This is a genomic window from Chryseobacterium sp. 27AL (assembly GCF_057815395.1).
The window spans coordinates 1-26,943 of sequence record NZ_JBYRIW010000004.1 but is presented as its reverse complement, the minus strand read 5'-3'; the positions used below and the strand labels follow the sequence as shown (position 1 = coordinate 26,943).

The following is a 26,943-nucleotide window of genomic DNA, read 5'->3' as shown; positions in this document are numbered from 1 at the left end:
TTGGGAAAAATCGAAAGAAAAATTCAGAATAATAATTTGTGAATCTTAAAATCTTTTGATAACAGACATCGCAGAATTTCTGAAATTACGGTTTGATTTTTGTTAGGTTAAAATTATTTTATAACCTGCCAGATCAATGAAAAATACATTTAACCTATTACCAAAACTGAAGACAGCATTCAATACGCCTTTTCAATTTTTTGAAAAGAACTTAAGTAATGCTGTAGGAGCTATCAATGCTGCTTTCACTTTTGATGATATCGACTTTTATCAGTGATGAGAGTACTCAAATTCTTATGTATTCTGCTCTTTCTATTTTCCTGCAGTAAAAAACAGGAACATCCGTACGCTTTTTATTACTGGAAAACCAAACTTATTCTCAACACTGACGAAAAGAGGGCTTTGGATAAAACTACTGTTCCTTATCTCTATACCCGCTTTTTTGATGTGGATAAATCCGGAGGAAAGTTTCAGCCTGTAGGCATCATAACCAAAGACAAAGGTTTTGAGCTGCGTCAGAAAATTGTACCTGTGGTTTTTATTACAAACCGAACTTTCCTTTATATACAAAAAGAAGAAATTATTTTTCTCGCTCAAAATGTCAACGACCTCATACAGAAAAAAATATCTGAATATAACTTAAATACTACACAAGAAATACAAATTGACTGCGACTGGACTGCCGGTACCAAAAATGATTATTTTAATTTTCTGAAAGAACTGAAAAAGATCTCCGGCAAAGAGATTACCTGTACCCTTCGGCTCCATCAGGTAAAAGATAAATCCCGGACAGGAATTCCGCCCGTAGAGAAAGTGTACCTGATGTGCTATTCCACTTCTTCACCTCTTGAGAATTCTGATAAAAATTCTATACTGGATGTCAACATATTAAAAAGTTATCTCGCAGATCTTAATAATTATCCTTTAAAAAAAATAGAAGTTGCGCTGCCCATTTATTCCTGGGGAATTGTAACCAATTATTTAGGAAAACATAAACTGATCAATGCTTTATCAGAAAAAGATCTTGAAAATCCGAATTTTAAAAAAATTTCTGCTAATGAAATTGAAATCCTTAAAGATGGTTTTTATTTCGGAAACTATATGAATAAAGGCTTCAGAGTCAAAATTGAATCCATTTCAGAAAACCAGCTCAGGGAAGTTGTAAGTTTTCTTGACAAAAAAATACCTCAGTACAATATTATATATTACCAACTGGATCGTAAATTTGTTAATGATAAGAAATTTGACCTTTAACATTTAACTTTCAAAATCATACGATAACCAAACACTTCAATAAATGAAAAAGTATCTTCTATCACTCGCCGTTGTTTCGCTTTTTTATACGGAGTCTGCTGCCTGTGCCTGGTCTGATCCGGATTATGAATACTTTAATCTTTTTACCCAAAGTATTATTAAAGATAAATCTTATCTTCCTTTTTTACATAGCTATTCGACCAGATTTTATACCGATTTCAAATCGTCATTGATTCCCGATGAAAATATCGATGCATGGAAAAGATATTTCAACAATCAGATGAGCTATGCTCAAACGGAATATCTTGTCAACAAAATGAACATTAATGATCTTAATGCTTTAAAGAAAGGTTCTCCCACCAATCAGCTTCTGATCACACTAGGTCCGGGATTCTACCAGAAATATCATGAAGGGATCGATTATCTCATTGAAGCCAAATACCTCGAGCCTTATATGAAGATTAATTATATCGAAGGTGCTGATTCATTTTACTACCGGGAACCCGGAACAGGGAAAAATGCAACCAATCTTGATTATAATAAAACCATCGCTGCATTGACTTCATTGTATAATGCTGCAAAAAATCCGGAAATCAAACAAAGATATGGTTATCAGCTTGTGCGGTTTAACCATTATACAAGAAATTATGATGCTGCCGTAAAAGCTTTTAAGGCTTATGTAGAACCTTTAAGATTGAAAGGCGCTCCTTATATTATGGCACTTGACCAGCTTGCCGGTGCCCAGAGAGGTTTGGGAATGAACAGTGAAGCCAACTGGAATTTCTTTCAGGTGTTCAGAGACAGCAAGAGCCGTAAAGAATCTGCTTTTGTTTCAATGAAACTTTCTGATACAGCATCTTTCAACAACATTTTAAAACGGGCCAATACAAATGAAGATAAAAATATGGCTTATTTTCTGTTGGGTTATGAAGATTTCAACAATCCGATTCCTGTGATGGAAAAGATGTTTGAAATTAATCCTGATTCAGAAATCCTGAAAGTCATGGCAGTACGGAGCATTAACGAATTAGAGAGGAGTTACCTTCCTATTTACTATTATTCGAATGACGATAATGTTACTTCTCAGAAAAACACTGCAGATAACAGCAGTGTAAAAAATAATTCAAATAGCGCCGAACCAAAAAAAGAAGAGCTTTCCTTCTGGCAGAAAATTATAAGATTCTTTAAAAATCTTTTCAGCAGTAAAAAAGATAAAGGATCGGATGAAAGTAAAGCCGACCAAAGTGATGACGAACTTCTTGACAATCCGGACAGAATTCCGGTATTCTCAAGAAACAACTATTGGTATGATGATAAGACGAAGGATTTTTTGGATGATCTTGAAAAATTTACCTCAAAAACAAAAGAAAAATCCAAGGATGAATACTGGCAAATTGCTGACGCTTATCTGAAATTCCTGAAAAAAGATTATAAAGAAAGTACGGAAATTCTTGAAAATATAAAAACCACCAATCCAGAATATCTTGAAGAGATCAAAAGAATGAAAGTACTTAATGATATCGTTTCCCAGCCGAAGATTGATGCGGATTACGAAGATCATTTAATGAAAGACTATTCAGAATACTTTACCGAAAAGTCTGAAGTAAAAAAAGACAGTACGGAAACAGATGAATATGATTATTATGGTGAAGTTCCTTCAACAGCAGATTTTCTGAAAGATGTTCTTGCAAACCGCTATTTCCTTCAGGGTGAAGACGGAAAGTCTTTCCTCATGAATAACAAGCTTTCGGATCTGCAGTACAATCCGAACTCCAGCTTGGTGAAAAGTGTTGAAGATTTTTACAGAAAGCCCAATAAGACACAATTTGAACAGCAGATCATTGCTAAAAATATTAATGACGTAGGAAATATCGACGCATTTTTCGCTGTGATTTATGGCGACAGAGCGATGAGACAGGCAGATTTTGAAAAAGCCAGATCCTACTATACAAAAGCACAGAATTTTTCCGGAATTCCAAGATCAGAATGGAATTATGATGAGAAAAAAGTCACTTCTTTAAAATATGCAACGGGAGCTTACAACGGATTCAGTAATATTTCTGATCTAGTTTTCGGGCATAATGTCTGGGAAAGCTACCAGAGCTCTCCTGAAGAAAGTATGAAGAAAGAAGATTATTCAGCATTTCCGTTTATAAAACCGATAATGAACAAATTGGAACTGACTGATGCTTTAATTCAGCTTAAAAAGATTGGAGCAGGTAAAAACCAAGAAGCAGCTGCAGCCAATCAGCTAATAGGAAATCTTTTGTACAACACTTCTATTCTTGGATATTACAGACAGCTTTTTGTGATGGATATAGATAACACAAACGGCGGAAAATACGATTTCCAAACTTCAGACCGAAAAAATCCTTACCAATATTATTATAAAAATTTCCTGGACAGAACTTATATCGAACCGGATAATTTTGATCTGGCTATTGGTTATTATAAAAAAGCATTAGACATTTCATCCGATAAAGAACAGAAGGCAAGAATTCTCTTCCAGATGGCAAGTGCAGAACAAGGGAAGTATTATCAGTACGAAGCTAAAAATCCTTCAAAAGTTGATTATTCTGACCCTCAATACAGCCAGAAAAGCGATGCTTACCAGAAACAGCTTGATCAGATTAAAAACCAAAAATACAGAACTTATTTTGCGCTGCTTAAATCACAGTATGCCGATACGGAAACGGCCAAAGATCTGTTGGGAAGTTGTACGTATTTTAATTATTTCATGCATTAATACAAAAAAAGGAATCAGATAGATTCCTTTTTTTGTTCCTGCTCTCTTAGCCATTCTTCATGTTTTTTTCTGAATAGCTTATCTTTATAATCCTGATTTCGCTGTGCTGCATCAATGGAATGGGAAGAATGAATGTCATTGTCTTCCTCTGCAAAATCGGCCAGCTTTTCGTAATAGCAGTGGAGTTGATCGAGCTCTTTTTCTGTTAAATCTTCTATATCAACAATTCTGTTACTGGCTTTCTCGTTGGCTGCGATCAGCTCATTCAATTTTATCTGAATTGCTTTTGAATCTTTATTCTGAGCCTTTTGAATTAAGAATACCATCAGAAAGGTAATAATTGTCGTTCCGGTATTAATGACAAGCTGCCATGTCTCAGAGTAATTGAAGATAGGCCCGGAAATTGCCCAGGCAATAACGATAATAGTCGCCCCTATAAAAGCATACGAACTTCCCGTAAACTTTGTTGCCCAATTTGAAAATCTTTCAAATATGCTTTGATCTGATTTAGACATAATATTAATTTTTCAATAAAGAGGCAGCAAAAACTCCGCCGAAACAGCAGAGTTTTAGATTAAATAATTGATGATAAGGTTAATTGTATTTTATTGCTTTATCAATTTCTATAGGATTATTATTTTTCTTAATATTTTCCTGCATCATTTCAGAGAGCTCTTTGAGCTGTTCAGGTCGTTTTACCTCAATTCCCATGACCATAAAATGTGCATCAGGATTGGTATTATTTTTATAATGCTCTTTAAACGTATGAAGCGGATCATTATAATAATCAAGCATCAGTTTTTTAAGCCTGGATTCAGGAATTTTAACCGGCTTCTGACCGCCAAAGTTCTCAAGAATTCCAAATGTTTCGTATGTTTCAGGGATTTTATAACTTTTTACCAAAGAAAACTTAAAATTATCTTTATCATCATAAATTTCAAAGATCATTCCCGGTAAACCTTGAAATTTATACGGTCCTTCACTTAGATTGATGTCTTTCGTAAACCAGGCAGTCCAATTTCTGCCTCCATATTTTGTAGTTGCTTTCTGAACTTTGTACCCGCCGATGATTCTTGTCTCGTTATCGAGCTTCCAATTCATTTTGTCATTTGTTTCTACCACAAACATATTCTGAACCATAATATAATTGGAATTGACCGTAGAATTTTTCTTTCTCGTAAGCGCAGGAGTATCATCCCATATCACATTATTCTCACCTCTTGTTTTGTTAATTGAATCGGTGACTACAAAATCATAATTGTAAAATTTTACCCGATCCGGATTTACATCAAGGACCATACTTACTTTTCTTTTTTCCGGAGAAGCAGAATCCATCTTAAAATGATATTCATAAATAAATCGATGGGTTTGTGCATTAAATGATAAGCTTAACAATATCATTACAAGTAGAAATTTTTTCATAGTAACATTTTTAGCAAATATACATATAAAACAGAACCTTGCAATACATAATACTAATTTTAACATTTTATTAAATAAAAAAATCCCTCTTCTTTCGAAAAGGGATTTATTATCATAGCAAAGTTTGATTTGCATTAAAGACTTTTGGCCTTCAGGCAATTATCACACTTTAATTTCTACGTCTACACCAGAAGGAAGTTCTAATTTCATTAGAGCATCAACCGTTTTAGAAGAAGAAGAGTAGATATCCATCAATCTCTTGTGAGCAGAAAGTTGGAACTGTTCTCTTGCTTTCTTGTTTACGTGTGGAGATCTCAACACAGTGAAGATTCTCTTGTTTGTTGGCAATGGAATCGGACCGTTTACAACAGCACCGGTAGCCTTTACCGTTTTTACGATTTTCTCAGCAGATTTATCTACCAAATTGTAATCGTAAGACTTAAGTTTTATTCTGATTCTTTGTGACATTTTAATCTAATTTAAATTAACCTTTTGCTTTAGCGATTACTTCTTCAGCAATGTTCTGCGGAGCAGCTTCATATCTTTCGAATTCCATAGAAGATGTTGCTCTACCAGAAGATAATGTTCTTAATGAAGTTACATAACCGAACATTTCAGATAGCGGAACGAAAGCTTTGATAACTTTAGCGTTATTTCTGTCATCCATACCGTTTACAGTACCTCTTCTTCTGTTAAGGTCACCTACGATATCACCCATGTATTCTTCAGGAGTTACCACTTCAAGCTTCATGATTGGTTCCATGATAACCGCTTTAGCAGCTCTACCAGATTCTTTGAAACCTAATTTAGCAGCCAATTCGAATGATAACTGGTCAGAGTCAACGGCGTGGAAAGATCCGTCTTTTAAAACAACTTTCATTGCCTCAACTTCGAACCCGGCCAATGGACCGTTCTTCATTGCTTCTCTGAAACCTTTTTCAACTGAAGGAACGAATTCTTTAGGAATGTTACCCCCTTTGATTTCATTGATGAATTCAAGACCAACTTTACCTTCGTCTGCAGGACCGATAGTAAATACGATATCCGCAAACTTACCTCTACCTCCAGATTGCTTTTTGTAAACTTCTCTGTGGTTAGCTGTTTGTGTAAGTGCTTCTTTGTACTCTACCTGAGGCTGACCTTGGTTAACCTCTACTTTGAACTCTCTTCTCATACGGTCTACGATGATATCCAAGTGAAGCTCACCCATACCAGAGATGATTGTTTGCCCTGAAGCCTCGTCAGTCTTAACCTGGAAAGTTGGATCTTCTTCAGCTAATTTAGCCAAAGCGTTACCCATTTTATCCTGGTCAGCTTTCGTTTTAGGCTCAACAGCGATACCGATTACCGGATCCGGGAAGATCATCGATTCAAGAACGATTGGGTTCTTTTCATCAGATAAGGTATCTCCTGTTTTGATATCTTTAAATCCTACAGCTGCACCGATATCTCCAGCTTCGATAAACTCAACCGGATTTTGCTTGTTAGCGTGCATCTGATAGATTCTTGAGATTCTTTCTTTGTTTCCTGATCTTGTGTTCAAAACGTAAGAACCAGCATCAAGTCTTCCTGAATATGCTCTGAAGAATGCTAATCTACCTACGAACGGGTCAGTAGCAATCTTGAATGCTAATGCAGAGAAAGGCTCTTTTACATCTGGCTTTCTTTCGATTTCAGCGTCTGTGTTAGGATCAGTTCCTTTGATATTATCCTTATCCAGTGGAGAAGGAAGATACTTACAAACTGCATCCAACATGAACTGAACGCCTTTGTTCTTGAATGAAGAACCACAAGTCATAGGAATGATAGAAAGGTCGATAGTCGCTTTTCTTAAAGCTTCGTTGATTTCGTCTTCAGAAATTGAATCCGGATCTTCGAAGAATTTCTCCATCAAAGTTTCATCGTAGTCAGCAACAGCTTCTACTAATTTCTCTCTATATTCAAGAACTTCATCTTTCATATCGTCAGGAATTGGAACTACCTCGAAAGTAGCACCTTGTCCTGCGTCATCCCAGATGATCGCTCTGTTTTTGATTAAGTCTACAACCCCTTTGAAATCTTCTTCAGCACCGATTGGTAAAACGATTGGAACTGCATTAGATCCTAACATTTCTTTTACTTGTTTTACAACGTTCAAGAAGTCAGCACCCTGTCTGTCCATTTTGTTTACGAATCCCATTCTCGCTACTTTGTAGTTGTCAGCAAGTCTCCAGTTTGTTTCAGACTGAGGCTCTACTCCATCTACGGCAGAGAATAAGAATACAAGACCATCCAATACTCTTAAAGATCTGTTTACTTCTACAGTGAAGTCAACGTGTCCCGGTGTATCGATGATGTTGAAGTGATAAGGTTTAGTTTCAGGTAAAGTTTTCCCCTGGTCAGTCGGGAAGTTCCAAGAACAAGTAGTTGCAGCAGAAGTAATGGTGATACCTCTTTCTGCTTCCTGCTCCATCCAGTCCATTGTAGCGGCACCTTCGTGAACCTCACCAATCTTGTGAGTTTTACCTGTATAGAATAAAATTCTTTCTGTAGTGGTCGTCTTACCGGCATCAATATGAGCGGCAATACCAATATTTCTTGTATATTTAAGATCTCTTCCCATTTCAGATTAGAATTTGAAGTGTGAGAAAGCTTTGTTAGCTTCCGCCATTTTGTGAGTATCGGTTTTCTTTTTGAAAGCAGCACCTTCTTCTCTTGAAGCAGCTACAACTTCGTTAGCTAATTTCAAAGCCATAGATTTATCATTTCTGGCTTTAGAATATTTGATTAACCATTTCATGGCCATAGAGATTTTTCTATCAGCTCTGATTGGCATCGGGATCTGGAAGTTAGCTCCACCTACTCTTCTGGAACGTACTTCTACGTGAGGCATTACGTTTGTTAATGCATCTTTCCAGATTTCAAGGGCTGTTTTCTCAGTATCACCTTTTTTAGTTTCTACAATATCCAACGCATCATAGAAAATTTTGAATGCGATTGACTTCTTACCGTCAAGCATCAAATTATTTACGAATCTAGTTACCAACTGATCATTAAATTTCGGATCTGGTAACAACGGTCTTTTTTTCGCTTTCGTCTTTCTCATTGTCTTATTCCTTATTTAATGATTATTTTTTCTTTCCTTTTGCTGGTGCTGCAGCTGCCTGACCTGGTTTAGGTCTCTTAGCTCCATACTTCGATCTTCTCTGTGTTCTTCCATTTACACCTGCAGTGTCTAATGCACCTCTTACGATGTGGTAACGTACTCCCGGTAGGTCTTTCACCCTTCCGCCTCTTACCAATACTATCGAGTGCTCTTGAAGATTATGTCCTTCGCCCGGGATGTAGGCGTTAACTTCTTTACCGTTAGAAAGTCTTACCCTTGCAACTTTTCTAAGTGCAGAGTTCGGTTTCTTCGGTGTAGTAGTATATACTCTCGTACATACACCACGTCTTTGTGGACAAGAATCAAGGGCAGCCGATTTGCTCTTCTTGGCAAGCGTGGCTCTTCCTTTTCTTACTAATTGTTGAATAGTAGGCATTTAATTGCTTTTTATTTTAGGGTGCAAAAATATAAATAATTTTTTAATTAGCAAACACCTGCATGAAAATAAAAATCAACACTTTAACTCCTTAAAAAAGAAATTTTATTACAACATGAGGATTTCAGCGCAAAACCGGCAAATAGGTGGAGATAATAATTATTTCCGGTTTAATTAAATTATTGTTAATTTTTAATACTTATTCTGACTAGCAATTTATTAAGTACTAATTTCTTAATGAATTATAAAAATTTTAAAGATAAGCATCATCAATCAGCACTTTTAGAATTCGGCATAATATTTACTTAAATTTGTTTCAAGAAAATAAACTACCATATTATATGAAAAATTCTAACATCATCGGCCTTCAGGAAGCCGACTGCCAACAGATCGCAGAAAAATTAAATATCCTTTTAGCAAATTATTCCGTATTTTATCAGAATACAAGAGGCTCTCACTGGAATATTAAAGGAGACCAGTTTTTTACCCTTCACCCGAAGTTTGAAGAGTTATATAACAATCTTGTGTTAAAAATCGACGAAATTGCCGAAAGAATATTAACGTTGGGCGCTACCCCTGCACACAATTATTCCGACTACCTTAAAGTAGCTACCATCAAAGAAAGTCAGGAAGTAAGCGACGGAGCTAAAAGTGTGGAAATTATTTTAAATTCTTTTAAAGTTGTGATTGACCTTCAAAGAGAACTTTTAGACATTACAGAAAAAGCAGGAGATGAAGGAACCAATTCCCAGATGAGCGATTACATCACTGAACAGGAAAAAGAAGTATGGATGTACAATTCATATCTTGGAAAGTAATAAATTTAACAGTAAAATAAAAAATCACCTTATATTTAGGTGATTTTATTTTTATTAATTATATTTGCGTATAAATTACACAATCATGCATAATGTGCGATTAACCTCCATTCTGGACAACGATTTCTATAAAATAACAATGCAGAATGCTGTGGTAAAATTATTCCCCGGCTCTATCGTAAAATATGAATTCATCAACAGAGGAAAACATCAGTTTCCTGAGGGCTTTGATGCTGCCCTGAGAGAAGCAGTTAACAAGATGGCCGAACTTAAACTTACCAAAGACGAAAAGAAATTCATGGAAAGAACATGTCCATACATTGATCTTCCTTATCTGGATTTTCTCGAAGGCTACCACTATGATCCGTCTGAAGTAAAAATTCACCAGGAAGGAAGTGAACTTTCTGTTATTGTGGAAGGGCTTTGGTACAGAACGATTCTTTGGGAAGTTCCTTTGCTTGCCCTGATCAGTGAACTTCATTACGAAATGAACCACATGGAAAGAGATTCTAACGAAACAGTCACCGGAAAAACCTTTGAAAAAGCAGAAACCCTTGCAAAACTCGGAGTAAACTTTGCTGAATTCGGCACCAGAAGAAGACATTCCTATAAAGTGCAAAATCTTGTCATGGAAACGCTGACACAGAAAAAGAATTCAACATTCATTGGAAGTTCAAACGTACATTTTGCAATGAAATATGGTGTAAAACCTATCGGAACACACGCCCATGAATGGTTTATGTTTCATGCCGCCGAATATGGCTTTAAAATGGCCAATGATTTGGCACTGGAACATTGGGTAGACGTCTACAGAGGTGACTTGGGAGTTGCACTATCAGACACCTACACTACGGACGTTTTCTTTCAGCAGTTTGATAAGAAATTTGCCAAGCTTTTTGACGGAGTACGACATGACAGCGGCGATCCTCTTGAATTTGCGGACAAAACAATCGCTCATTACCAAAAACATGGCATTAATCCTTTATTCAAATATATTATATTTTCTGATGGATTAAATCTCGAAAAGGTAGAAGAAATCACCAACTACTGCAAAGGGAAAATCGGAGTATCGTTCGGAATCGGTACCAACCTGACCAATGATGTTGGTTTGAGACCAATGAATATTGTAATGAAATTAATTGGCGTTCAGGCACCAAACCACGAATGGATCCCTACTGTAAAACTTTCCGATGAACATGGGAAATATACAGGAGATCCTAAAATGATCGAACTGGCAAAAGAATTTTTAAGAATCAAAAACTAATACAACGAGAAGAATTGATGAGTTTAATTTTATCACCCTCTTTTACTTATAGTTACAGTAGTGATTATAGAAATTCCTTAATTCTTACTCAGTTTTTTCATTAAGATTGCTTCCATTTTTTCATAACCTTTAGCCGTCGGATGAATTTCGTCCTGCGTGTAAATTTTGTCAAGCCCATTTCGTGCATCTTTCATTTCGGAATGATAATCCACATAAGGAATGTTGTGCTTTTTTGCATATCCCTCAATCATTTTATTGAGAGCAATCACCTTTTCCGCCGGATGCATATCTTTTCTCCAGCCAAAATCATAAGCAGGAAGAACGGAACATAAAACAACTTTAATATTATTCACCTTTGCCAGCTCTGCCATTGAAACAATATTTCCAAAGACCTTATCCAGAGAAATAGGCCCCTGATTTTCAGCAATATCATTCGTCCCGGCGAGAATAATAACACGTTTTGGCTTTAAATTAATAACATCTTCCCTGAATCGAAGCAGCATTTGAGAAGTCACCTGCCCGCTGATTCCTCGGCCCACAAAATTATTTTTAGTGAAGAATGACGGATCCGTAGAAAACCAGCCTTCGGTAATAGAATCTCCCATGAATACAGTATTCGGAGCTATATTTTTAGATAAAACTTCCTGGTTCTGCTTTTCATATTTGGCATAATTGGCAAAATCCTGCGCTGATAAGACTGATGAAAAAATAAGAGCTGTAATAATTAACAATTTCATAAATGTATTAATATTTAAATTGATGAAACAACTAAACAAATATACGCCTTGAAACAATTAAATCCATTACTTAAAAGAATTTTCAAGAAAAATCATTAATGAAATAGAACTTACGGTTTCCCGTAAAAGAAATCAATTTTCCTTTTTGTAATTTTGGAAAATGGAGATCATTTATTTAATTATAGGCTGTATCGCAGGCGGAATAATCGGAGCAGCCATCCAATATTTTGCTTTGAAATCATCTATGATTTCAAGAAATTCTTTTGACGAGCTGAACAATCTTTACATCAGGACCCGTGCAGATCTTGAAAATTCAAATCTCAAAATTCAGGAGCTGAATCAAAATATTATTGATGATAAAGAATTGAATCTGCAGCAGACCGATCTAATGAATGATCTTAAAAATGAATTTGCCAAAATTTCGGCAGAACATGCTTCATTAAACACTCAATTCCTGGAGCAAAAACAACTGCATGCAAAACAAACTTCCCAAATCGAAAGCCTGTTGGCAGAAAAGCAATCTCTTTTTGCAAAAAACTCAGAACTTTCCGCCATCAATGAAAGCCTGCTGAAATCTCTTGAAACCCAAAAAGAAGAGATCACAAAAATTCAGGAAGAATCTAAATTACAGTTTGAGAATCTTGCAAATAAAATTCTTGAGGAAAAAGCTGAAAAGTTTACAGAGCAAAATCAATTAAATATCAAAAACCTACTTCATCCGCTTCAAGAAAAAATAAATAATTTTGAAAAAAGGGTAGAAACCACTCATAAAGAGAGTATTGATTATCATGCAGCTTTACGAGAGCAAATTATTGGATTAAAAGATCTAAATGTTCAAATGAGTAAGGAAACTTTAAATTTGACTAAGGCATTAAAAGGAGATAGCAAAATGCAGGGAAACTGGGGTGAATTAGTTTTAGAAAGAGTTTTAGAAAAATCAGGACTTGAAAAAGGACGTGAATATGAAATTCAAAAAAGCCATTTAACAAACGATGGAAACCGTGTTCAGCCGGATGTAATCGTAAATCTTCCTGATGGAAAAAAAATGATTATCGATTCCAAAGTATCCTTGGTTGCGTATGAAAAATATGTAAATGAAGAAAATGACGAAGTAAAAACTCAATTCCTAAAAGAACATATTATTTCTTTAAAAAGACATATCGAACAATTAGGTATAAAAAATTATCATAATCTGTATGAAATGCAAAGTCCCGATTTTGTACTATTGTTTATACCTATAGAACCGGCTTTTGCAATTGCATTAAATGATGACAATCAACTATACAATAAAGCTTTTGAAAGAAACATCGTTATTGTGACACCATCTACATTATTAGCAACATTGAGAACCATTGATAGTATGTGGACAAATCAAAAACAACAGAATAATGCTATTGAAATAGCCCGTCAAGCAGGAGCCTTATATGATAAATTTGAAGGTTTTGTTGCCAATCTTCTCAAAATTGGAAAAAAGATGGAAGAAGCAAAACTTGAGTATGAAGGAGCAATGAATAAGCTTGTGGACGGCAGAGGCAACTTAGTAACTGCTGCCCAAAGGTTAAAAATAATGGGTGCAAAATCTACAAAATCTCTTCCTGAAAATCTTGTTACAAGGGCAAAGTCTAATGAGGAAATTTCAGAATTAAATTCCCCTCAAAGCCAAATAGACGATTCTGGAATTTATCTCGATCTTCCAAATGATTAAGTAAAGCTACAAATGTCACCAGTCGAATTAACTTGAATTTTTGTGCTAAATCTGATTTAAAAGCATCTTAAAAATAATTTTACATAATTTTGCAGAATGTTAATAGAAAGCTTTCAGAACGAAAAAGTAAAATATATCAACAAACTTCTTACGGACAACAGGTTTAGAAAAAAATCAGATGTTTTTGCTGTTGAAGGGCAGCAGGAAAACGAGCGTGCACAGACCTTCGGATTTAAACCTGTTGAATTTTTTATCTGTGAAAATATTTTTCAACAAGAACTGCCGGAAGGGAAAATTCATTTCGTAAGCGAAAAAGTATATGAAAAAATAGCTTATCGTGGGGGTTCGGAAGGCATTATCGGTATTTACAAGACAAAAACATCAGACCTGCTTTCTTTCGTTCCTAAAGAAGATTCTACCATCATTGTAGTAGAAGGCGTAGAAAAACCCGGCAATTTGGGGGCTATTTTAAGGAGCTGTGAAGCGTTCGGGATTGATGCACTGATCGTATCTGACGGAAAAACTGACTTCTACAATCCCAATGTCATCCGCTCAAGTGTAGGCTGTCTTTTTGGAATGCATGTATTTCAGGCTGATAATGAGCAGACCATGGAGTTTCTTAACAAAAACAGATATCAGATCTATACTACCATTATGGATGAAAGCTCACAGGATCTTTACACAAGAGATTTCAAAGAGAGATCCGCTGTTGTATTTGGAACGGAACATTCAGGCTTAAGTGAATTTTGGATAAATAAAGGAAAAAATACACTTATCCCTATGAGCGGAAGCATAGATTCCCTTAATTTGAGTAATGCGGTCGCGATTACCTGTTATGAAACGCTGAGACAGAAAAAATCATAATACGATCCACCATTGATGATTTATAAGCATAAAAAAACCGCATCACTGGGTGAGCGGTTCTTTTATTTTAAAGCGTGCTTTAATTATTTTTTAGCAGCATCTTCTTTCTTAGCTTCAGCTTTAACTTCTTCTTTAGCTACTTTAGCATCAGCTTTAACTGAATCTTTAGCAGCATCAGCGTTAGCTTTTACTGTATCTACAGTAGCGTTAGCTGTAGAATCGATAGCAGCAGTAGCTGAATCAGCTGTAGCGTTTACTGAATCAGTAGCAGTTTCAGTAGAGTTAGCTTCAGTTTTTTTACAAGCAACTAGAGAGATTGCAGCGATAGCAGCTACGAATAATGACTTTTTCATAATAAATTAAATTTAATTTTGTTAATATTGTTTTATAAAATCTTTTCTCTGTTCGGTTATTTGAACAAGACAAAGGTATAGCAGATAGAAAATTTGTTTATGAAAAATAATTGTAATACCTTTGTAAAACAGTTTTACAAATAAACATAACTGATAATCAATAATTTAATTATTTTAAAATAAATTGACGGATTTAGATCTATTACATTTTGAGCAGCTGAAAAGGGACGTACAGGCTCAATATTTGAAAGAATATACCCCTTCCTATGATGATATTTCTAAATGGAAGGGAATTGATATCATCTATTTTCAGGAAGATCTTCGGAAAAAAGCTAAGGGAAACATTAGCGAAAAATCTTTTTACACCTACTTTAAAAACTCACCGGTCACCAAACTTCCCCGTATTGATATGCTCAATTTACTGAGTATTTATGCGGGTTACGATTCATGGTACGAATTTAAGAAACAACATCTTTTTGCCGGTGAATTGCTACAGGATGACGAAGATGCCAGCAATGAAAATCTTCAGGAACTTGAGAAAACGGTTTCTTTGGCACCGTCTCTCCCTGACAACGACATTCCGTTACAAAAACAGATAACAAAAGCATCAGAAAACACAGATTTACAAAAATCAACTACTGACAATCAGATATTTAACCAAAATGCCGAAACATCAACAATTGTTAATGCGGAGCAGATAAAATCTAATAAAAATTTCGTCAGAAAAAATGTTTGGGCTATTGTGACGTCAATTTTGGTGGTTCTCACCGGCCTTTTAGGATTTAAAGATGCTCTTTTTTCAAAAACATATAAATATTGTTTTACGGATGCAGACAGAGGAGTTGGTGTTGTGAATACATTAGAAATAAAAGTGATCAAGGAAAATGAATCACCTATTCTTTATAAAATAAAACCGGGAGAATGTTTTTATTACTCCACGAAGGATAAAAATCTGAAAATGCAGATCAGCTCGCCATTCTATGAGTACCTGGAAATTAACCGGAGTCTTGAGAATGCGCCGGATGAAGAAATTATCGAGCTTAAACCAGATGATTACAAAATGGCAGCTTATTATTTCTCGATTAAAGATGCCAACGGCGATCCTGATGAACTTAAAAGAAAAAGAAACCAGCTCGAAAGCCTAATCAGTAATAATGCTGTCATTTACCAGATCTACGACAATAATATCTACGGCATCGAAAGACTGGATAAACAGAAATATATTACACTCGTAACTACCCCCACCACTTCACTGAAGAATTTAAGTGTAATAGAAATGAAAAAAGATAACAACGGAAAAATCATCTCCATCAAATTTAAAATTGCAACAGATGAAAAAAATAAATAACTTTTTAATTGTTACCCTATTGCTTCTTGCATTTATTTCCTGTAATAATAAAAAAACAGAAATCAGTGATCTGGATAAGCTCAGAAACAGCAATAATACCAAAACATATCCTGCGGTACAGATGGACAGTGCCCAGGCAATCAATTATATCACAAAACAAAAAGTTCAGGAACTTCTTGATCTTTCAACACTTTACCTGTCAGGAAACAGAAATACAGAGATTGATACTGTAATTTATTCGCAGATGCAAAGTTATTTTCATAAGCCTGACAGCCTTACTTTTAAAAACCTGTTTCATGAACTTGACAGTTTGAAGGTAAAATCCGTAAAAGTCAATAATCTGGAAGTTTACAAAAATCTGCATAATCAGGACACGCTGGATTTTGCAAAATTTAATGTAGAATATTTTGACAATAAAAATAAATCATTGGGGACTTTTGAGAAAAATGCACAATACATTCTTGTTTCCACGCCTAATACGAAGAAAGAGTTCAAATTTTTCTTTCTGAATTTTTATTCCAATCCTTTATTGAAGAAAGACAGTACATCTGTAGGAGTTACCAGATAGTCCAGCGGAATATCATTCTCCCAGACATCATCGATATTTTCATCGGGGTTAAAATAATTAACTCCGATTTTTTTTGATTCTTTAGAGATACTATCAAAAAAACCGTCGTAAAAACCTTTGCCATATCCTACTCTATTGCCATTTTTATCAGCATAAAGCAATGGCGTAATAATGTAATCAAAATTAAAAATCCCGGAATCTTCATTCGAAACAGGCTCTGAAATATTCCACTGATTAAATTCAAATTTTGTATTATTAAAAATTTCTACCGAAATCAGCTTTGCATCCACTATTTTAGGAACAAAAACCCTGATATTCCGGCTGAAAAAATAATGAATAAACCGTTGCGTATCAATCTCTTTAAATTTAGCAATCGGGATAAATATATGAACCTTATCTCCTGAAACCGGTTTAAAATATTCAACAAAATTTTTAAAAACAGCTTCAGATAACAAGAAAGCCTCATCATCAGACAAGGCTTTTCTTTTTTGCATATATATTTTCCTAAGCTCAGCTTTTAGCATAATAATCAGATCATTTTTACTGAAATAATTTTTACCGGACAAGCTTTTGCGGCTTTATCACAAGGTTCAAGTGCTTCAGGATTCGGTGTTTTAAGAGTATAGAAACCTTTTTTATCTATTGTTTTCAGCAATACCGATTTTCCGTCTTTTTTAGACATCCTGAAATATTCCGGTGCAAATTCTGCACAATAATTACACCCTATGCATTTATCTCTCTGAAGCGTAACAATGACCATTAATTAACTTCTTTTACAATTTTGTAAAGTTTGTCACTCGGTCGTACGCGGAACTTGGTAGGGAACGTAATTACGTCAGATTTTGTAGCTTTTTCGGAATCTCCTTTTTCATCTACCATCATAGTTTCAATTACCATCTCCTGAGATCCTGTTGTAGGTCCCTGTATAAGAACGCTGTCACCAACATTCAGGTCATAAGCTTCAATTAAAAACTCAGCGATATTGGATTTTGGATAGAAATGTCTTCCTTTTCCGATATAAACCTTCTTCTGCGTTGCACTGGATCCAGAATTTGAAGACCATTCTCCCAATTCCTGTCCAAGATAATAACCGCTCCAGAATCCTCTGTTATAAACCGTTTCAAGTTTAGTCATCCATTCCGCAACCTTTTCTTGGGAGAAAGTACCGTCTGCAATAGAATCAATTGCTTCTCTATAGCATTTCGTAACCGTCGCTACATATTCGGGTGCCCTTCCTCTACCTTCGATTTTCAAAACTTTAACTCCGGCATCTACAATTTCATCTAAAAATCCTATGGTACAAAGATCTTTAGGAGACATCATATATTCGTTATCAAGCTCGATCTCGAAACCTGTTTCCTGATCAATTACGGTATATTTCTTACGGCAGTTTTGTTTACATGCGCCTCTGTTGGCAGAAGAGTTGGCAGAATGAAGACTTAGGTAGCATTTTCCTGAGACAGCCATACAAAGTGCTCCATGACCAAAAATCTCAACCTCAACAAGATTTCCCGAAGGACCTTTCACCTGCTCTTTTTCTATCTGTGAGCAGATTTTTTTAATTTGAGAAATACTCAACTCACGGCTCATTACCATAGTATCGGCAAAAAGAGCATAAAATTTCACTGTTTCAATATTGGTGATATTGATTTGTGTTGAAATATGTACTTCCATGCCAATTTGTCTCGCATAGGCAATAACAGCCTGATCCATTGCAATAACAGCAGTAAGGTTCGCTTCTTTTGCTTTGTCAAGAAGAGTTTTTATAATGGAAAGGTCATGGTCATATATAATTGTATTAAGCGTAAGATAAGTTCTTACTCCCTTTTCTGCACATCTTCTGGAGATCTCAGGCAGGTCTTCAATCGTGAAGTTCATTGTCGCTCTTGCACGCATATTCAGCTGCTCAACTCCGAAGTATACAGAGTCTGCTCCATTATCTATAGCCGCCTGGAGGGATGTAAAATCACCGGCAGGAGACATCAGTTCTATTTTTCCGCTTTTTGTCATTTCTTGTTGAGAAAATTTTTGCAAAGATAAGCAATTTTCAATTGAGTCTATTTATCAGCAAATATTACAACCTCTATGAAGATAAAAATATTATATATTTAACTTTAATTTTTAAAATGCATCATAGAGTATGACATTTTGTCTTTAATAATATTTTAAGATATGTTAATGAGAATTTCAGGATTATGACATAATACATAAAATATTCCTATTCCTGTTAAATTTTAGTTAAAATTGAAACATTACATGCCAAGTGCATACCTATTTAGCATTAAATTTGTTTTCAATAAAACGAAAAATTCATCAGTAAAATAAAACAATAAAGAAAAGATATACAATGAAGAGTACTTTAAAAAAACTATTACCATTTGCTGTAGTAGGGGTTATTTCAGGAGCTACTACCGTTGGAACACTACAATATTTCAACCATGATTCCAACAGTCCGGACCAGACATATTTTACAAAATCGGCATCCAATGTCAGTTTTGCAGGGATGAATTCTGCTGCTGTTGGGGATGATTTTGTAAAAGCTGCTAAGACAACAGTGCCTGCCGTGGTTACTATTAAAAACTATCAGTCAAGATCTTCGAGCCGAGCTTCTGAACAGGATCTTTTTGATTTCTTTTTCGGAGATCCGTTTGGAGGGAGAGGTCAGCAAAGACAAAGACAGCAACAACAGGCCCCGGACAATATGCCTTCAGGAATGGGATCGGGTGTGATCATTTCTCCTGATGGTTATATTATTTCAAATAATCACGTGGTGGCTGGCGCCAATAAGCTGGAAGTTGTTTTAAGCAACAAAAAATCTTATATCGCCACATTGGTTGGTACAGATCCAAATACGGATATTTCACTGTTAAAAATTGAAGAAAAAGGTCTTCCTTATTTAAATTTTGCTAATTCTGACAATATTGAGGTAGGCCAATGGGTACTTGCTGTAGGAAACCCGCTGGGGCTTAATTCTACCGTTACAGCAGGTATTGTTTCAGCGAAAGGAAGGGGTATCGGAATTTTAAGCTCACAAGGGAAAGCTGCCAATCCTATTGAAAGCTTCATTCAAACCGATGCGGCGATCAATCCCGGAAACTCAGGAGGTGCGCTTGTGAATACGAATGGAGATCTGATCGGTATCAACTCAGCCATCCAGTCTACAACAGGATATTATCAGGGATACGGATTTGCGGTTCCTTCAAATTTAGCACGTAAGATTATTGAGGATATCAAAAAATTCGGTATTGTACAGAGAGGATTCCTTGGGGTACAGTCTTTAGATTTATCCAATGATATCCAGGTAGCTGCTTATAACAGAGAGAAAAAAACCAATATTAAAGCAGGATCAGGAGTGTATGTAACTGGCTTTGGAGATAACAGCGGTGCTGAAGATGCAGGATTAAAATCTGGCGACATCATTACTAAAATTGACAATACAATAGTCACTGATTTTGCAGATTTATCAGTTGCCATTGGCAGCAAACGTCCTGGAGATAAAGTAGCTGTAACCTATTTGAGAAATGGTAAAGAAAATACTGCAACCGTTACATTGAGAGACCAAAAAGGAGGAACCAGCACGAGAACAAAGGCTGATCTTAGTGTAACTGAAAAAATTGGGGCAGAATTTGAACCGCTTAGTGACAGAATTAAAACAAACTTCGGTCTAAGTAGTGGGGTTACTGCTAAAAATGTTTCAGAAGGTGGTGAGATTGCTAAGATTGGAATTGTAGACGAATACATTATAATGGAAATTAATGGTAAACCTGTTAATTCACAAAAAGATGTTGAAAAGATTCTTGACAAATACTCAGGAAATGTATCGGTAAAATTTGTGGATGGATATGGCCAAATTTATACCAGAGGATTCAAAATGCCTTAAGATATCAACTTAACTTTCATATCAACAAAAATCGCTGCAGTCTTGCAGCGATTTTTTATTTTAATTATGATTGATTTACCTTTTCGGAGATCCTTTTTTTCTTTTGGCGTTCATAGATGATTTCCACTATTTTACCTCCAATCCATGAAAAAGGAAAGAAAGTAAGAAAAATAGAGATCTTATAAAATGTCGGATGATAAGGAAAAATGATAACGTCCAGCATAGCCAGGAACAGCATGATAAATCCAATAAGAATAGCATAAGCAACCTTTGCATATTTAACAATCATCGCTGTTGCTACACCACCCACCGTAGTTCCTAATCCGGAAATGAATAAAAGAAAGCCAAAGAACGCATCATCATGCTGCATACTCTGAAGAAATCTCTCCCAATGCTCAAACGGAGCAAAAGCGTCAAAAGTAACCCATTGCGGAAACACCCTTATACCAAGAGTAATAATAAGCCCGGCGATCCCAAGACCTACAATAACCGCAATTGTATTCCTTATAAAATTCATTAATCCTGATGAGCAATCATAGAAATTTCGATATCCACATTTTTCGGCAGGCAGGAAACCTGTACAGTTTCACGAGCCGGGAAGCTTTCAGCATCCAGATAAGATGCATAAATATCATTCATTACCGCAAAATCATCCATATTTTTCAGAAAGATGGTAGCTTTTACAACATTCTTAAAAGTCATTCCTGCTTCTGTAAGAATTGCTTCCAGGTTTTTCATTACCTGATGCGTTTCTTTTTCAATACCTTCCATCAATTTACCTGTTGTAGGATCTACAGGAATCTGACCAGAGATATAAAGAATCCCGTTTGCCATATTGGCTTGTGAGTAAGGTCCGATAGCTGCAGGAGCATTTACAGTGTTGATTATTTTTTTCATTAGAATTTATTTTGGGTGCAAATATAAAATTTATATTCTATTTCTATAATCAAATATCAAATCTAATGCTAGAATGGTGCATTCGGCTGTGTAAAACTTCTGTCTTTATATTTTAAAGCATCACTTAAGATATTGGCTTTGATCCCAATGAAGAAGTCATATACTTTATACTGTCCGAAAGGAACCCAGTTGAAATTGATCGTAAAACTTCGCTGATCTCTGGAGAAACCAATTCTGGTATACGCCAGTTGCTTGGTTACCATATCATAATGGGTGCTACCATTGATATTCCAGTACGGGGTAAGCTTTATACTTCCGTCAAGACCAACCGAAGCCAGTCTTGTAGGAGTTCTGGAAGCGTAGCTTTTGGTGTAGGCATAATTGGCATTTACATTTAAAGTCCATGCCTGATCAAAGTGGGCATAATTGTCATCGTCAAAATAATAATTTTCATTTCTCACTTCACCTTTCGCCTGATATTTTTTGGCATAATCTGTTTTTTCTCCAAATATCTCGCTGCTCAACGGATAAGAAAGCTGCACGTTGAACCCCTGCACACTGAATCCTCCAAGATCTTCCGTTCTCATCCCGGTATCCTGACCCGGCAGATATACAATTTTATAAGGATCTAATGACAAACTTGTATTGACGTTTAATTTATTATTAAAGAATGAAGACTGCCCGTTAATGGTAATTATAGAAAACGGGTGGTCTTTCGCAGCAAAGTTGTAGCTTCCGGAAAGATTTAATGATTCAAATATCTTCAGTTTTTTTACCCCTGTAGAATCATTTTTAGATCTTACTTTCATCTCAATATTGTTTCCGATATTGAATCCTAATGCACCAACCATTCCGCTGCTCGGGCTTCCGATGATTCCTCCTTCAAATATAGAATAGGGCGTTAAAGCACCGTTTGCATCATAATAATTCTTATAATATCCAAACCCTGAACCACCAAAATCCGGAGAATAAGTAAATCCTATGCTCGGTGTCACCATATGTCTGATCGCTTCAATGGCCGAACCTTTTTTAAAGTTTGCCTGCCCATATAAAGTAGTCTGAAGACTTGCAGTGGTAGAAAATGTAGAATATCCTGATATCCCTTTATTGGTTTCAGTAACAGGCCTGTTTAATAGAGGATCATAATATTTTTTGATGGTTTTTGTCGTGAGCGCATTATCAATATTGGCTCCCAAACTGAAAGTAAAATATTTTGCAATCGTAGTGTTGGTCCCTAGTGCAATATTATTTTTAAGTCCGGTTTGCATTTTATCCCACATGGCTGCAGTGAAAAGCTCTCCTTCATTAGTCTGCACGAAATTGGTAAGATTAAGGCCCGTGTTTACCGTAATATTTTCCAATAATCCTGTTCTCGTTCCCGTTTTTGATCCGAAAAGATAAAACTGGTTAATAGCTACGTTCATCTGCGGCAAACGAAGATCTGATAATCCGGTAGCAAAATTCTGGGAATAGGAAGCTGTTGCAGTAATGGTTGACGGCAGTTTCAAAAACCTTTTGGTAATGGTAACCGTTGAATTCTGCTGGGTGTTTAATACATTTTGATTTAAAATATAATTGTTATTCAGCGTATTGTTATAAAATTTCGTACTCACGATATCCACGGATGCTGAAAAATTTAGGAAAGGGTTTGCTTTCGTATCCTGGGTATGTCTCCATGCAATTCTGTAAGTACTTGTTTTGCCATAATCATCAAGACCTTTAATTCCTCGTACGGCCGTTCCGATATCTGCAGAAAAATTACCCGAATACCGGTATTTTTTTACATAATTCATTTCCGGGCGTAAGTTCCAGCTTCCTTTCGTATAAATATCTGAAAGAATTTTAAGGTCAAAATGCTCTCCGATCGGCTGATAATATCCCAGTCCATTCAGGAAAAACCCAACGTCCTGTCTTTCCCCAAAACTCGGTATAAGAATACCTGCTGATCTTTTATCCGAAAACGGTAAAATAGCAAAAGGCATGATAAGCGGTGTAGGAACCTGCTCGATATACATCTGAATAGGTCCTGAGATAATGGAGGATTTATTTTTGGTCTTCACCAATTTAATATTAGAAGCACGCAAATGATAATCTGCCGCGGTATCTTTCTTTTTAATGAAATAATCATCGGTGGTATAATTCGCCCGTCTCATCGCAAAAACGGAATCATTATACTTCTTTGTTTTTTCAGCAACAATTACCCCTTCACTTTCTTCCGTTCTGGCGTTAAAAGCGATGGCTTTTTTTGTTTTTGTATTATATTGAAACTCGTCGGTTTCATACTTTTTGCCGGCCTGTGTAATAACCGCAGGTTCGATGTATTTTCCCAAAGAATCCTGCTTCCCACGGGCATACATGAGACTCTTAGACTCATCAATAGAGATATAGTCTGCATCAATCTGCACATCCTGGTATTTTACCTGGGCATTCTTGTTGAGATAGATCATTTTTTTCTGAAAATCCCGGCGGTTATAGTCTGCTTTGGTCTGAAGAACACTTTCGAGAGGTTCTTTTTTCAGAACGATCGTATCTTGCTTGGGAATAGTATCATTAACCGTATTTTTAGTCAATTTTTCAGGAGTTTCCTGTGCTAAAAAATTGTTAAAAATTAGGATAATTAAAATTTGTAATATATTTTTGGAGACGGTTTTGGCCAATTTATTTGTTATATTTATGATATATAATTAAGGCTCAAAATTAATATAATTTTTAAAACTGTAGGATGCACAAAGTAAATTTTAAAATAATTTTATCATTTCTCCTTATTCTTTCGATCAACTTTATTTTTTCGCAGAAGAAATTCACCATTGTTCTTGACGCAGGGCATGGGGGAAATGACCACGGAGCCAACAGAACCTATGCAGATATAGGCAGAATTGCAGAAAAAGACATCACCCTTGCGATTACCCTAAAGGTAGGGGCAATGCTTGAAAAGAACAAAGACTTTAAAGTAATATATACAAGAAAAATAGATGAATATCCTTCTCTTTCGGACAGAACCAACCTGGCCAACAGGAGCAAGGCGGATCTTTTTATTTCCATACACTGTAACTCTTCTAAAAAGCCAACAGCCTATGGAACGGAAACTTTTGTACAGGGACCCGATCAGAATGACACCAACCTGGAAGTTGCCAAGAGAGAGAATGATGTAATCTTTTTAGATGAAAAGGATAAGCAGACCTTTGGTTCGTACGATCCAAGTTCTCCGGAATCCCTTATTGCCCTGAAACTTCAGCAAAGTAAATATCTTGAATCCAGTTTGCTTTTAGGAGGCCTGGTAGAAGAAAATTTCGTCAACAAAGATAAAAGAACATCCAGAGGCGTATGGCAGAAAAACCTGCACGTACTTCGTATGAATGCCATGCCTTCCGTACTTATAGAAACTGGATTTATCAATCATCCGGAAGAAAGTCATTATCTGGCATCAGAAAAAGGTCAGGACGAAATCGCAGAAAGTATATATAAAGCGGTTATCGATTATAAAAAGGCGATTGACCGCAAATCCGGATATGCAGTCTCAACAAAAAAGCCTGAACCGGAAAAACCTGTAGAAGTTGCCCTGAAAAATGATTTCAGAATCTTATTATTAAGCTCTCCAACAAAGTACAACGATGGAGACCCGGCTCTGAAAGGACTGAATTATATTTTACCTATTAAAGAAAACGGACAATATAAATACTATTATGGAGTAACAAACCTGGCTTCTGTAAGAGATATCAATATCAAAACAGCAAAAGATGCAGGCTTCCGGAATGCTTATGCGGTTGGATTTATGCCAAATCAGAGACTGAATACCGGCTATTACACGATTGAAGTCTACACGGGAGATAAACTGAACGGTAACTCATTCATTCTTCAGACACTGAAAGATGTTGACCGAAACAAGGAAAACGGTGTTTTCTATTACACCTACGGAAAAGTCTTCACCCTGGAAGATGCGGTAAAACTTCAGAAAGATCTTGAAGCTAAAGGAATTAAGAATACGGTCATTCAAAAAGTGTCTAAATGACACGATAAAATTTTGAAGTTAAAAAGTTAATAGCTACTTTTGCAACCTCAAAATTGGGCCTATTCGTCTAGTGGTCAGGACTCAAGATTTTCATTCTTGCAACAGGGGTTCGATTCCCCTATAGGCTACTCAATTACTATTTAAAGCAAATCCCTTTTAACCATCGTTGAAAGGGATTTTTGTTTAAAATATTCATATTATATATGGATTATGATTAGAGAAATATAATTGATATGAATAAAAAATTCATTCTGACAGAGAATAGTTTACGGAAAAAATATCTCAAAAAAATAAGCAGGTATTTTGTTAAAAAGAAAAAAATATTATCTTTGCACCGCTTTAACGGGGAATGATTATTCCTGATAAGCCACAAATTATCATGCCGGATTTAAAAATACAAGAGGCAAAATTGCTTTTTAAAAAAATCCACTCTAACCCAAAAAGTTACGATTTAAAGATCAATGAAGGCGGGATTACAGGCAGTGATGAAAAAATAAGTTTCAGACTTTACAGGACAGGAGAAAGAGTCGATTTTGCAGTAACGATTGACGGACTTACCTTCACCAATACCACTGGAGAATGGAACAACGCGATGGCCATGCTTACGGCAACCATCAAAAAATTAGAAAGAGAAGAAGAGAATATTAAAATAGAACAGGCAATCGATAAACTACGGAAATATTTATCAGAAGAAAATTGAAAAATTTTAAAGATAAATTTGGTAGATAAAAAAAAAGTTTATACTTTTGCACTCACATTTGAACGATATGGCAAATCATAAATCAGCATTAAAAAGAATTAGACAAAACGAAGTAAGAAGACTTCGTAACAGATACTACCACAAGACTGCTAGAACAGCAATGAAGGTGTTAAGAAACGAAGAGGATAAAGCTGCTGCTGCAGAACAATTGCCAAAAGTTATCTCTTTGTTGGATAAATTAGCTAAGAAAAATATTATCCACAAAAATAAAGCTGCTAACTTAAAAAGCAAATTAACTAAGCACGTTAATAAACTAGCTTAATAAGTATAGTTGGCCCGTTCGTCTATCGGTTAGGACCTCAGATTTTCATTCTGGTAAGAGGGGTTCGATTCCCCTACGGGCTACAAAATAATCATGATCTAACCTGATGATTATTAATAAGAGTTGAAACTTATAAAAACAAAAAAACTAACACACTGGAAACAGTGGAAGATAGCTGGCCCGTTCGTCTATCGGTTAGGACCTCAGATTTTCATTCTGGTAAGAGGGGTTCGATTCCCCTACGGGCTACTAATCCTAGGATAACAATATTTAAAACCTTGCAAAGTTAATTTGTGAGGTTTTTGTTTTTATAATGGTTTTGGAAATTTAAAAAGACAGTTGCAATACTTTAATTTCATTATTCGTATCACAATATTTGGAAAAATCAAAACAAGTGGATACTATTTCGGATCAGTTTCAAAAGTTGGGGACTATGCAAAAAGTTTGGATAATCTGAACAGAAAAAACGATTTATCTTTTACCCCTCGCAGTTGTAATCTGAAGTTTTTGATTTTAGCATTGAAGGATTCGGCAG

The 26,943-nt window shown here is 35.7% G+C and carries 27 protein-coding genes, 3 tRNA genes and 1 pseudogene; 16 read left to right on the top strand and 15 right to left on the bottom strand.

What is annotated here, in order from left to right; translation table 11 throughout:
* Window positions 1-136: 136 nt before the first annotated feature.
* The 3 genes from AC3WV0_RS09130 to AC3WV0_RS09120 are packed head-to-tail and all read left to right on the top strand — an operon-like array spanning window position 137 to window position 4,000.
* Window positions 137-277, top strand: a complete 141-nt coding sequence (locus AC3WV0_RS09130; RefSeq protein WP_488845818.1) for a hypothetical protein — start codon at window positions 137-139, stop codon at window positions 275-277.
* Window positions 277-1,254, top strand: a complete 978-nt coding sequence (locus AC3WV0_RS09125; RefSeq protein WP_488845817.1) for a hypothetical protein — start codon at window positions 277-279, stop codon at window positions 1,252-1,254. The genes AC3WV0_RS09130 and AC3WV0_RS09125 overlap by 1 nt, the downstream gene beginning before the upstream one ends.
* A 43-nt stretch (window positions 1,255-1,297) precedes the next feature.
* The gene (locus AC3WV0_RS09120) at window positions 1,298-4,000 is read left to right on the top strand and encodes a hypothetical protein (protein ID WP_488845816.1); all 2,703 of its coding nucleotides are present in this window, start codon (window positions 1,298-1,300) and stop codon (window positions 3,998-4,000) included.
* A gap of 14 nt (window positions 4,001-4,014) precedes the next feature.
* Here the strand turns inward: AC3WV0_RS09120 and AC3WV0_RS09115 are convergent, their stop codons facing one another.
* From AC3WV0_RS09115 to rpsL, 6 genes are all read right to left on the bottom strand, one after another.
* A complete protein-coding gene (locus AC3WV0_RS09115; protein WP_488845815.1) occupies window positions 4,015-4,515 on the bottom strand; it encodes a low affinity iron permease family protein in 501 nt (166 codons plus the stop codon).
* Between the two features lie 79 nt (window positions 4,516-4,594).
* Complete coding sequence (locus AC3WV0_RS09110; RefSeq protein ID WP_488845814.1) at window positions 4,595-5,422, bottom strand: GLPGLI family protein; 828 nt, start codon at window positions 5,420-5,422, stop codon at window positions 4,595-4,597.
* A gap of 162 nt (window positions 5,423-5,584) precedes the next feature.
* Complete coding sequence (gene rpsJ, locus AC3WV0_RS09105; RefSeq protein WP_002661363.1) at window positions 5,585-5,890, bottom strand: 30S ribosomal protein S10; 306 nt, start codon at window positions 5,888-5,890, stop codon at window positions 5,585-5,587.
* A 16-nt stretch (window positions 5,891-5,906) separates the two neighbouring features.
* The gene (gene fusA, locus AC3WV0_RS09100; RefSeq protein WP_488845813.1) at window positions 5,907-8,024 is read right to left on the bottom strand and encodes an elongation factor G; all 2,118 of its coding nucleotides are present in this window, start codon (window positions 8,022-8,024) and stop codon (window positions 5,907-5,909) included.
* Between the two features lie 6 nt (window positions 8,025-8,030).
* Window positions 8,031-8,507: a 30S ribosomal protein S7 gene (rpsG, locus tag AC3WV0_RS09095; RefSeq protein WP_072883914.1), complete on the bottom strand. Its 477-nt coding sequence runs from the start codon at window positions 8,505-8,507 to the stop codon at window positions 8,031-8,033.
* A 22-nt stretch (window positions 8,508-8,529) separates the two neighbouring features.
* Window positions 8,530-8,943, bottom strand: coding sequence for a 30S ribosomal protein S12 (gene rpsL / locus AC3WV0_RS09090; protein WP_002983146.1), 414 nt, complete (start codon window positions 8,941-8,943; stop codon window positions 8,530-8,532).
* Between the two features lie 341 nt (window positions 8,944-9,284).
* Between rpsL and AC3WV0_RS09085 the strand changes: the two genes are divergently transcribed.
* Both AC3WV0_RS09085 and pncB read left to right on the top strand, forming a co-directional pair.
* Window positions 9,285-9,761, top strand: coding sequence for a Dps family protein (locus AC3WV0_RS09085; RefSeq protein WP_488845812.1), 477 nt, complete (start codon window positions 9,285-9,287; stop codon window positions 9,759-9,761).
* 85 nt (window positions 9,762-9,846) lie between these two features.
* Window positions 9,847-11,025, top strand: a complete 1,179-nt coding sequence (gene pncB / locus AC3WV0_RS09080; protein ID WP_488845811.1) for a nicotinate phosphoribosyltransferase — start codon at window positions 9,847-9,849, stop codon at window positions 11,023-11,025.
* A 77-nt stretch (window positions 11,026-11,102) separates the two neighbouring features.
* Here the strand turns inward: pncB and AC3WV0_RS09075 are convergent, their stop codons facing one another.
* Window positions 11,103-11,762, bottom strand: a complete 660-nt coding sequence (locus AC3WV0_RS09075) for an SGNH/GDSL hydrolase family protein (RefSeq protein WP_488845810.1) — start codon at window positions 11,760-11,762, stop codon at window positions 11,103-11,105.
* 388 nt (window positions 11,763-12,150) lie between these two features.
* Between AC3WV0_RS09075 and AC3WV0_RS09070 the strand changes: the two genes are divergently transcribed.
* Together AC3WV0_RS09070 and AC3WV0_RS09065 are read left to right on the top strand one after the other, a co-directional pair.
* The gene (locus tag AC3WV0_RS09070) at window positions 12,151-13,467 is read left to right on the top strand and encodes a DNA recombination protein RmuC (protein ID WP_488845809.1); all 1,317 of its coding nucleotides are present in this window, start codon (window positions 12,151-12,153) and stop codon (window positions 13,465-13,467) included.
* 96 nt (window positions 13,468-13,563) lie between these two features.
* Window positions 13,564-14,331: a TrmH family RNA methyltransferase gene (locus AC3WV0_RS09065; protein WP_488845808.1), complete on the top strand. Its 768-nt coding sequence runs from the start codon at window positions 13,564-13,566 to the stop codon at window positions 14,329-14,331.
* A gap of 83 nt (window positions 14,332-14,414) precedes the next feature.
* Here AC3WV0_RS09065 and AC3WV0_RS09060 read toward each other — a convergent pair whose 3' ends face one another.
* A complete protein-coding gene (locus AC3WV0_RS09060) occupies window positions 14,415-14,684 on the bottom strand; it encodes a hypothetical protein (protein WP_488845807.1) in 270 nt (89 codons plus the stop codon).
* Between the two features lie 184 nt (window positions 14,685-14,868).
* On the opposite strand from AC3WV0_RS09060, the gene AC3WV0_RS09055 reads away from it, so the two are divergent.
* Together AC3WV0_RS09055 and AC3WV0_RS09050 are read left to right on the top strand one after the other, a co-directional pair.
* A complete protein-coding gene (locus tag AC3WV0_RS09055; protein ID WP_488845806.1) occupies window positions 14,869-16,032 on the top strand; it encodes a hypothetical protein in 1,164 nt (387 codons plus the stop codon).
* Window positions 16,016-16,600: a hypothetical protein gene (locus AC3WV0_RS09050; RefSeq protein WP_488845805.1), complete on the top strand. Its 585-nt coding sequence runs from the start codon at window positions 16,016-16,018 to the stop codon at window positions 16,598-16,600. Before AC3WV0_RS09055 ends, AC3WV0_RS09050 begins: the two co-directional genes overlap by 17 nt.
* On the opposite strand, the gene AC3WV0_RS09045 is transcribed toward AC3WV0_RS09050, so the two are convergent.
* From AC3WV0_RS09045 to AC3WV0_RS09035, 3 genes are read right to left on the bottom strand one after another with little or no spacing between them, the layout of a single operon-like run.
* Window positions 16,546-17,124, bottom strand: coding sequence for a 5-formyltetrahydrofolate cyclo-ligase (locus tag AC3WV0_RS09045; RefSeq protein ID WP_488845804.1), 579 nt, complete (start codon window positions 17,122-17,124; stop codon window positions 16,546-16,548). The two genes, AC3WV0_RS09050 and AC3WV0_RS09045, sit on opposite strands and share 55 nt — an antisense overlap.
* Window positions 17,125-17,129: 5 nt before the next feature.
* Window positions 17,130-17,360 (bottom strand): ferredoxin, encoded by a 231-nt coding sequence (locus AC3WV0_RS09040; RefSeq protein ID WP_488845803.1) that lies wholly within the window; start codon window positions 17,358-17,360, stop codon window positions 17,130-17,132.
* Window positions 17,360-18,610, bottom strand: a complete 1,251-nt coding sequence (locus AC3WV0_RS09035; RefSeq protein WP_488845802.1) for a peptidase U32 family protein — start codon at window positions 18,608-18,610, stop codon at window positions 17,360-17,362. The genes AC3WV0_RS09040 and AC3WV0_RS09035 overlap by 1 nt, the downstream gene beginning before the upstream one ends.
* Before the next feature lie 337 nt (window positions 18,611-18,947).
* On the opposite strand from AC3WV0_RS09035, the gene AC3WV0_RS09030 reads away from it, so the two are divergent.
* Window positions 18,948-20,480: a trypsin-like peptidase domain-containing protein gene (locus AC3WV0_RS09030; RefSeq protein ID WP_488845801.1), complete on the top strand. Its 1,533-nt coding sequence runs from the start codon at window positions 18,948-18,950 to the stop codon at window positions 20,478-20,480.
* 64 nt (window positions 20,481-20,544) lie between these two features.
* On the opposite strand, the gene AC3WV0_RS09025 is transcribed toward AC3WV0_RS09030, so the two are convergent.
* The 3 genes from AC3WV0_RS09025 to AC3WV0_RS09015 all read right to left on the bottom strand — a co-directional run bounded on the left by AC3WV0_RS09025 (window position 20,545) and on the right by AC3WV0_RS09015 (window position 24,034).
* The gene (locus AC3WV0_RS09025; protein ID WP_488845800.1) at window positions 20,545-20,997 is read right to left on the bottom strand and encodes a hypothetical protein; all 453 of its coding nucleotides are present in this window, start codon (window positions 20,995-20,997) and stop codon (window positions 20,545-20,547) included.
* Entirely contained in the window at window positions 20,997-21,377 is a 381-nt protein-coding gene (locus AC3WV0_RS09020) for a RidA family protein (protein ID WP_488845799.1), read from the bottom strand. Before AC3WV0_RS09020 ends, AC3WV0_RS09025 begins: the two co-directional genes overlap by 1 nt.
* 68 nt (window positions 21,378-21,445) lie before the next feature.
* Entirely contained in the window at window positions 21,446-24,034 is a 2,589-nt protein-coding gene (locus tag AC3WV0_RS09015; protein ID WP_488845798.1) for a putative LPS assembly protein LptD, read from the bottom strand.
* A 65-nt stretch (window positions 24,035-24,099) separates the two neighbouring features.
* Here AC3WV0_RS09015 and AC3WV0_RS09010 point away from each other — a divergent pair, with 65 nt between their 5' ends.
* From AC3WV0_RS09010 to AC3WV0_RS08985, 6 genes are all read left to right on the top strand, one after another.
* Window positions 24,100-25,386, top strand: coding sequence for an N-acetylmuramoyl-L-alanine amidase family protein (locus AC3WV0_RS09010; RefSeq protein ID WP_488845797.1), 1,287 nt, complete (start codon window positions 24,100-24,102; stop codon window positions 25,384-25,386).
* A gap of 56 nt (window positions 25,387-25,442) precedes the next feature.
* A tRNA-Glu gene (locus tag AC3WV0_RS09005) sits at window positions 25,443-25,514 on the top strand.
* 251 nt (window positions 25,515-25,765) lie between these two features.
* A complete protein-coding gene (locus tag AC3WV0_RS09000; protein ID WP_089856295.1) occupies window positions 25,766-26,086 on the top strand; it encodes a hypothetical protein in 321 nt (106 codons plus the stop codon).
* 67 nt (window positions 26,087-26,153) lie between these two features.
* Complete coding sequence (rpsT, locus tag AC3WV0_RS08995) at window positions 26,154-26,408, top strand: 30S ribosomal protein S20 (RefSeq protein ID WP_042721082.1); 255 nt, start codon at window positions 26,154-26,156, stop codon at window positions 26,406-26,408.
* Between the two features lie 11 nt (window positions 26,409-26,419).
* Window positions 26,420-26,491 (top strand) — tRNA-Glu (locus tag AC3WV0_RS08990).
* Between the two features lie 94 nt (window positions 26,492-26,585).
* Window positions 26,586-26,657: transfer RNA gene (locus AC3WV0_RS08985), tRNA-Glu, on the top strand.
* Between the two features lie 182 nt (window positions 26,658-26,839).
* On the opposite strand, the pseudogene AC3WV0_RS08980 reads toward AC3WV0_RS08985, so the two are convergent.
* A pseudogene (locus tag AC3WV0_RS08980) lies at window positions 26,840-26,943 on the bottom strand (ISAon1 family transposase); the annotation flags it as partial.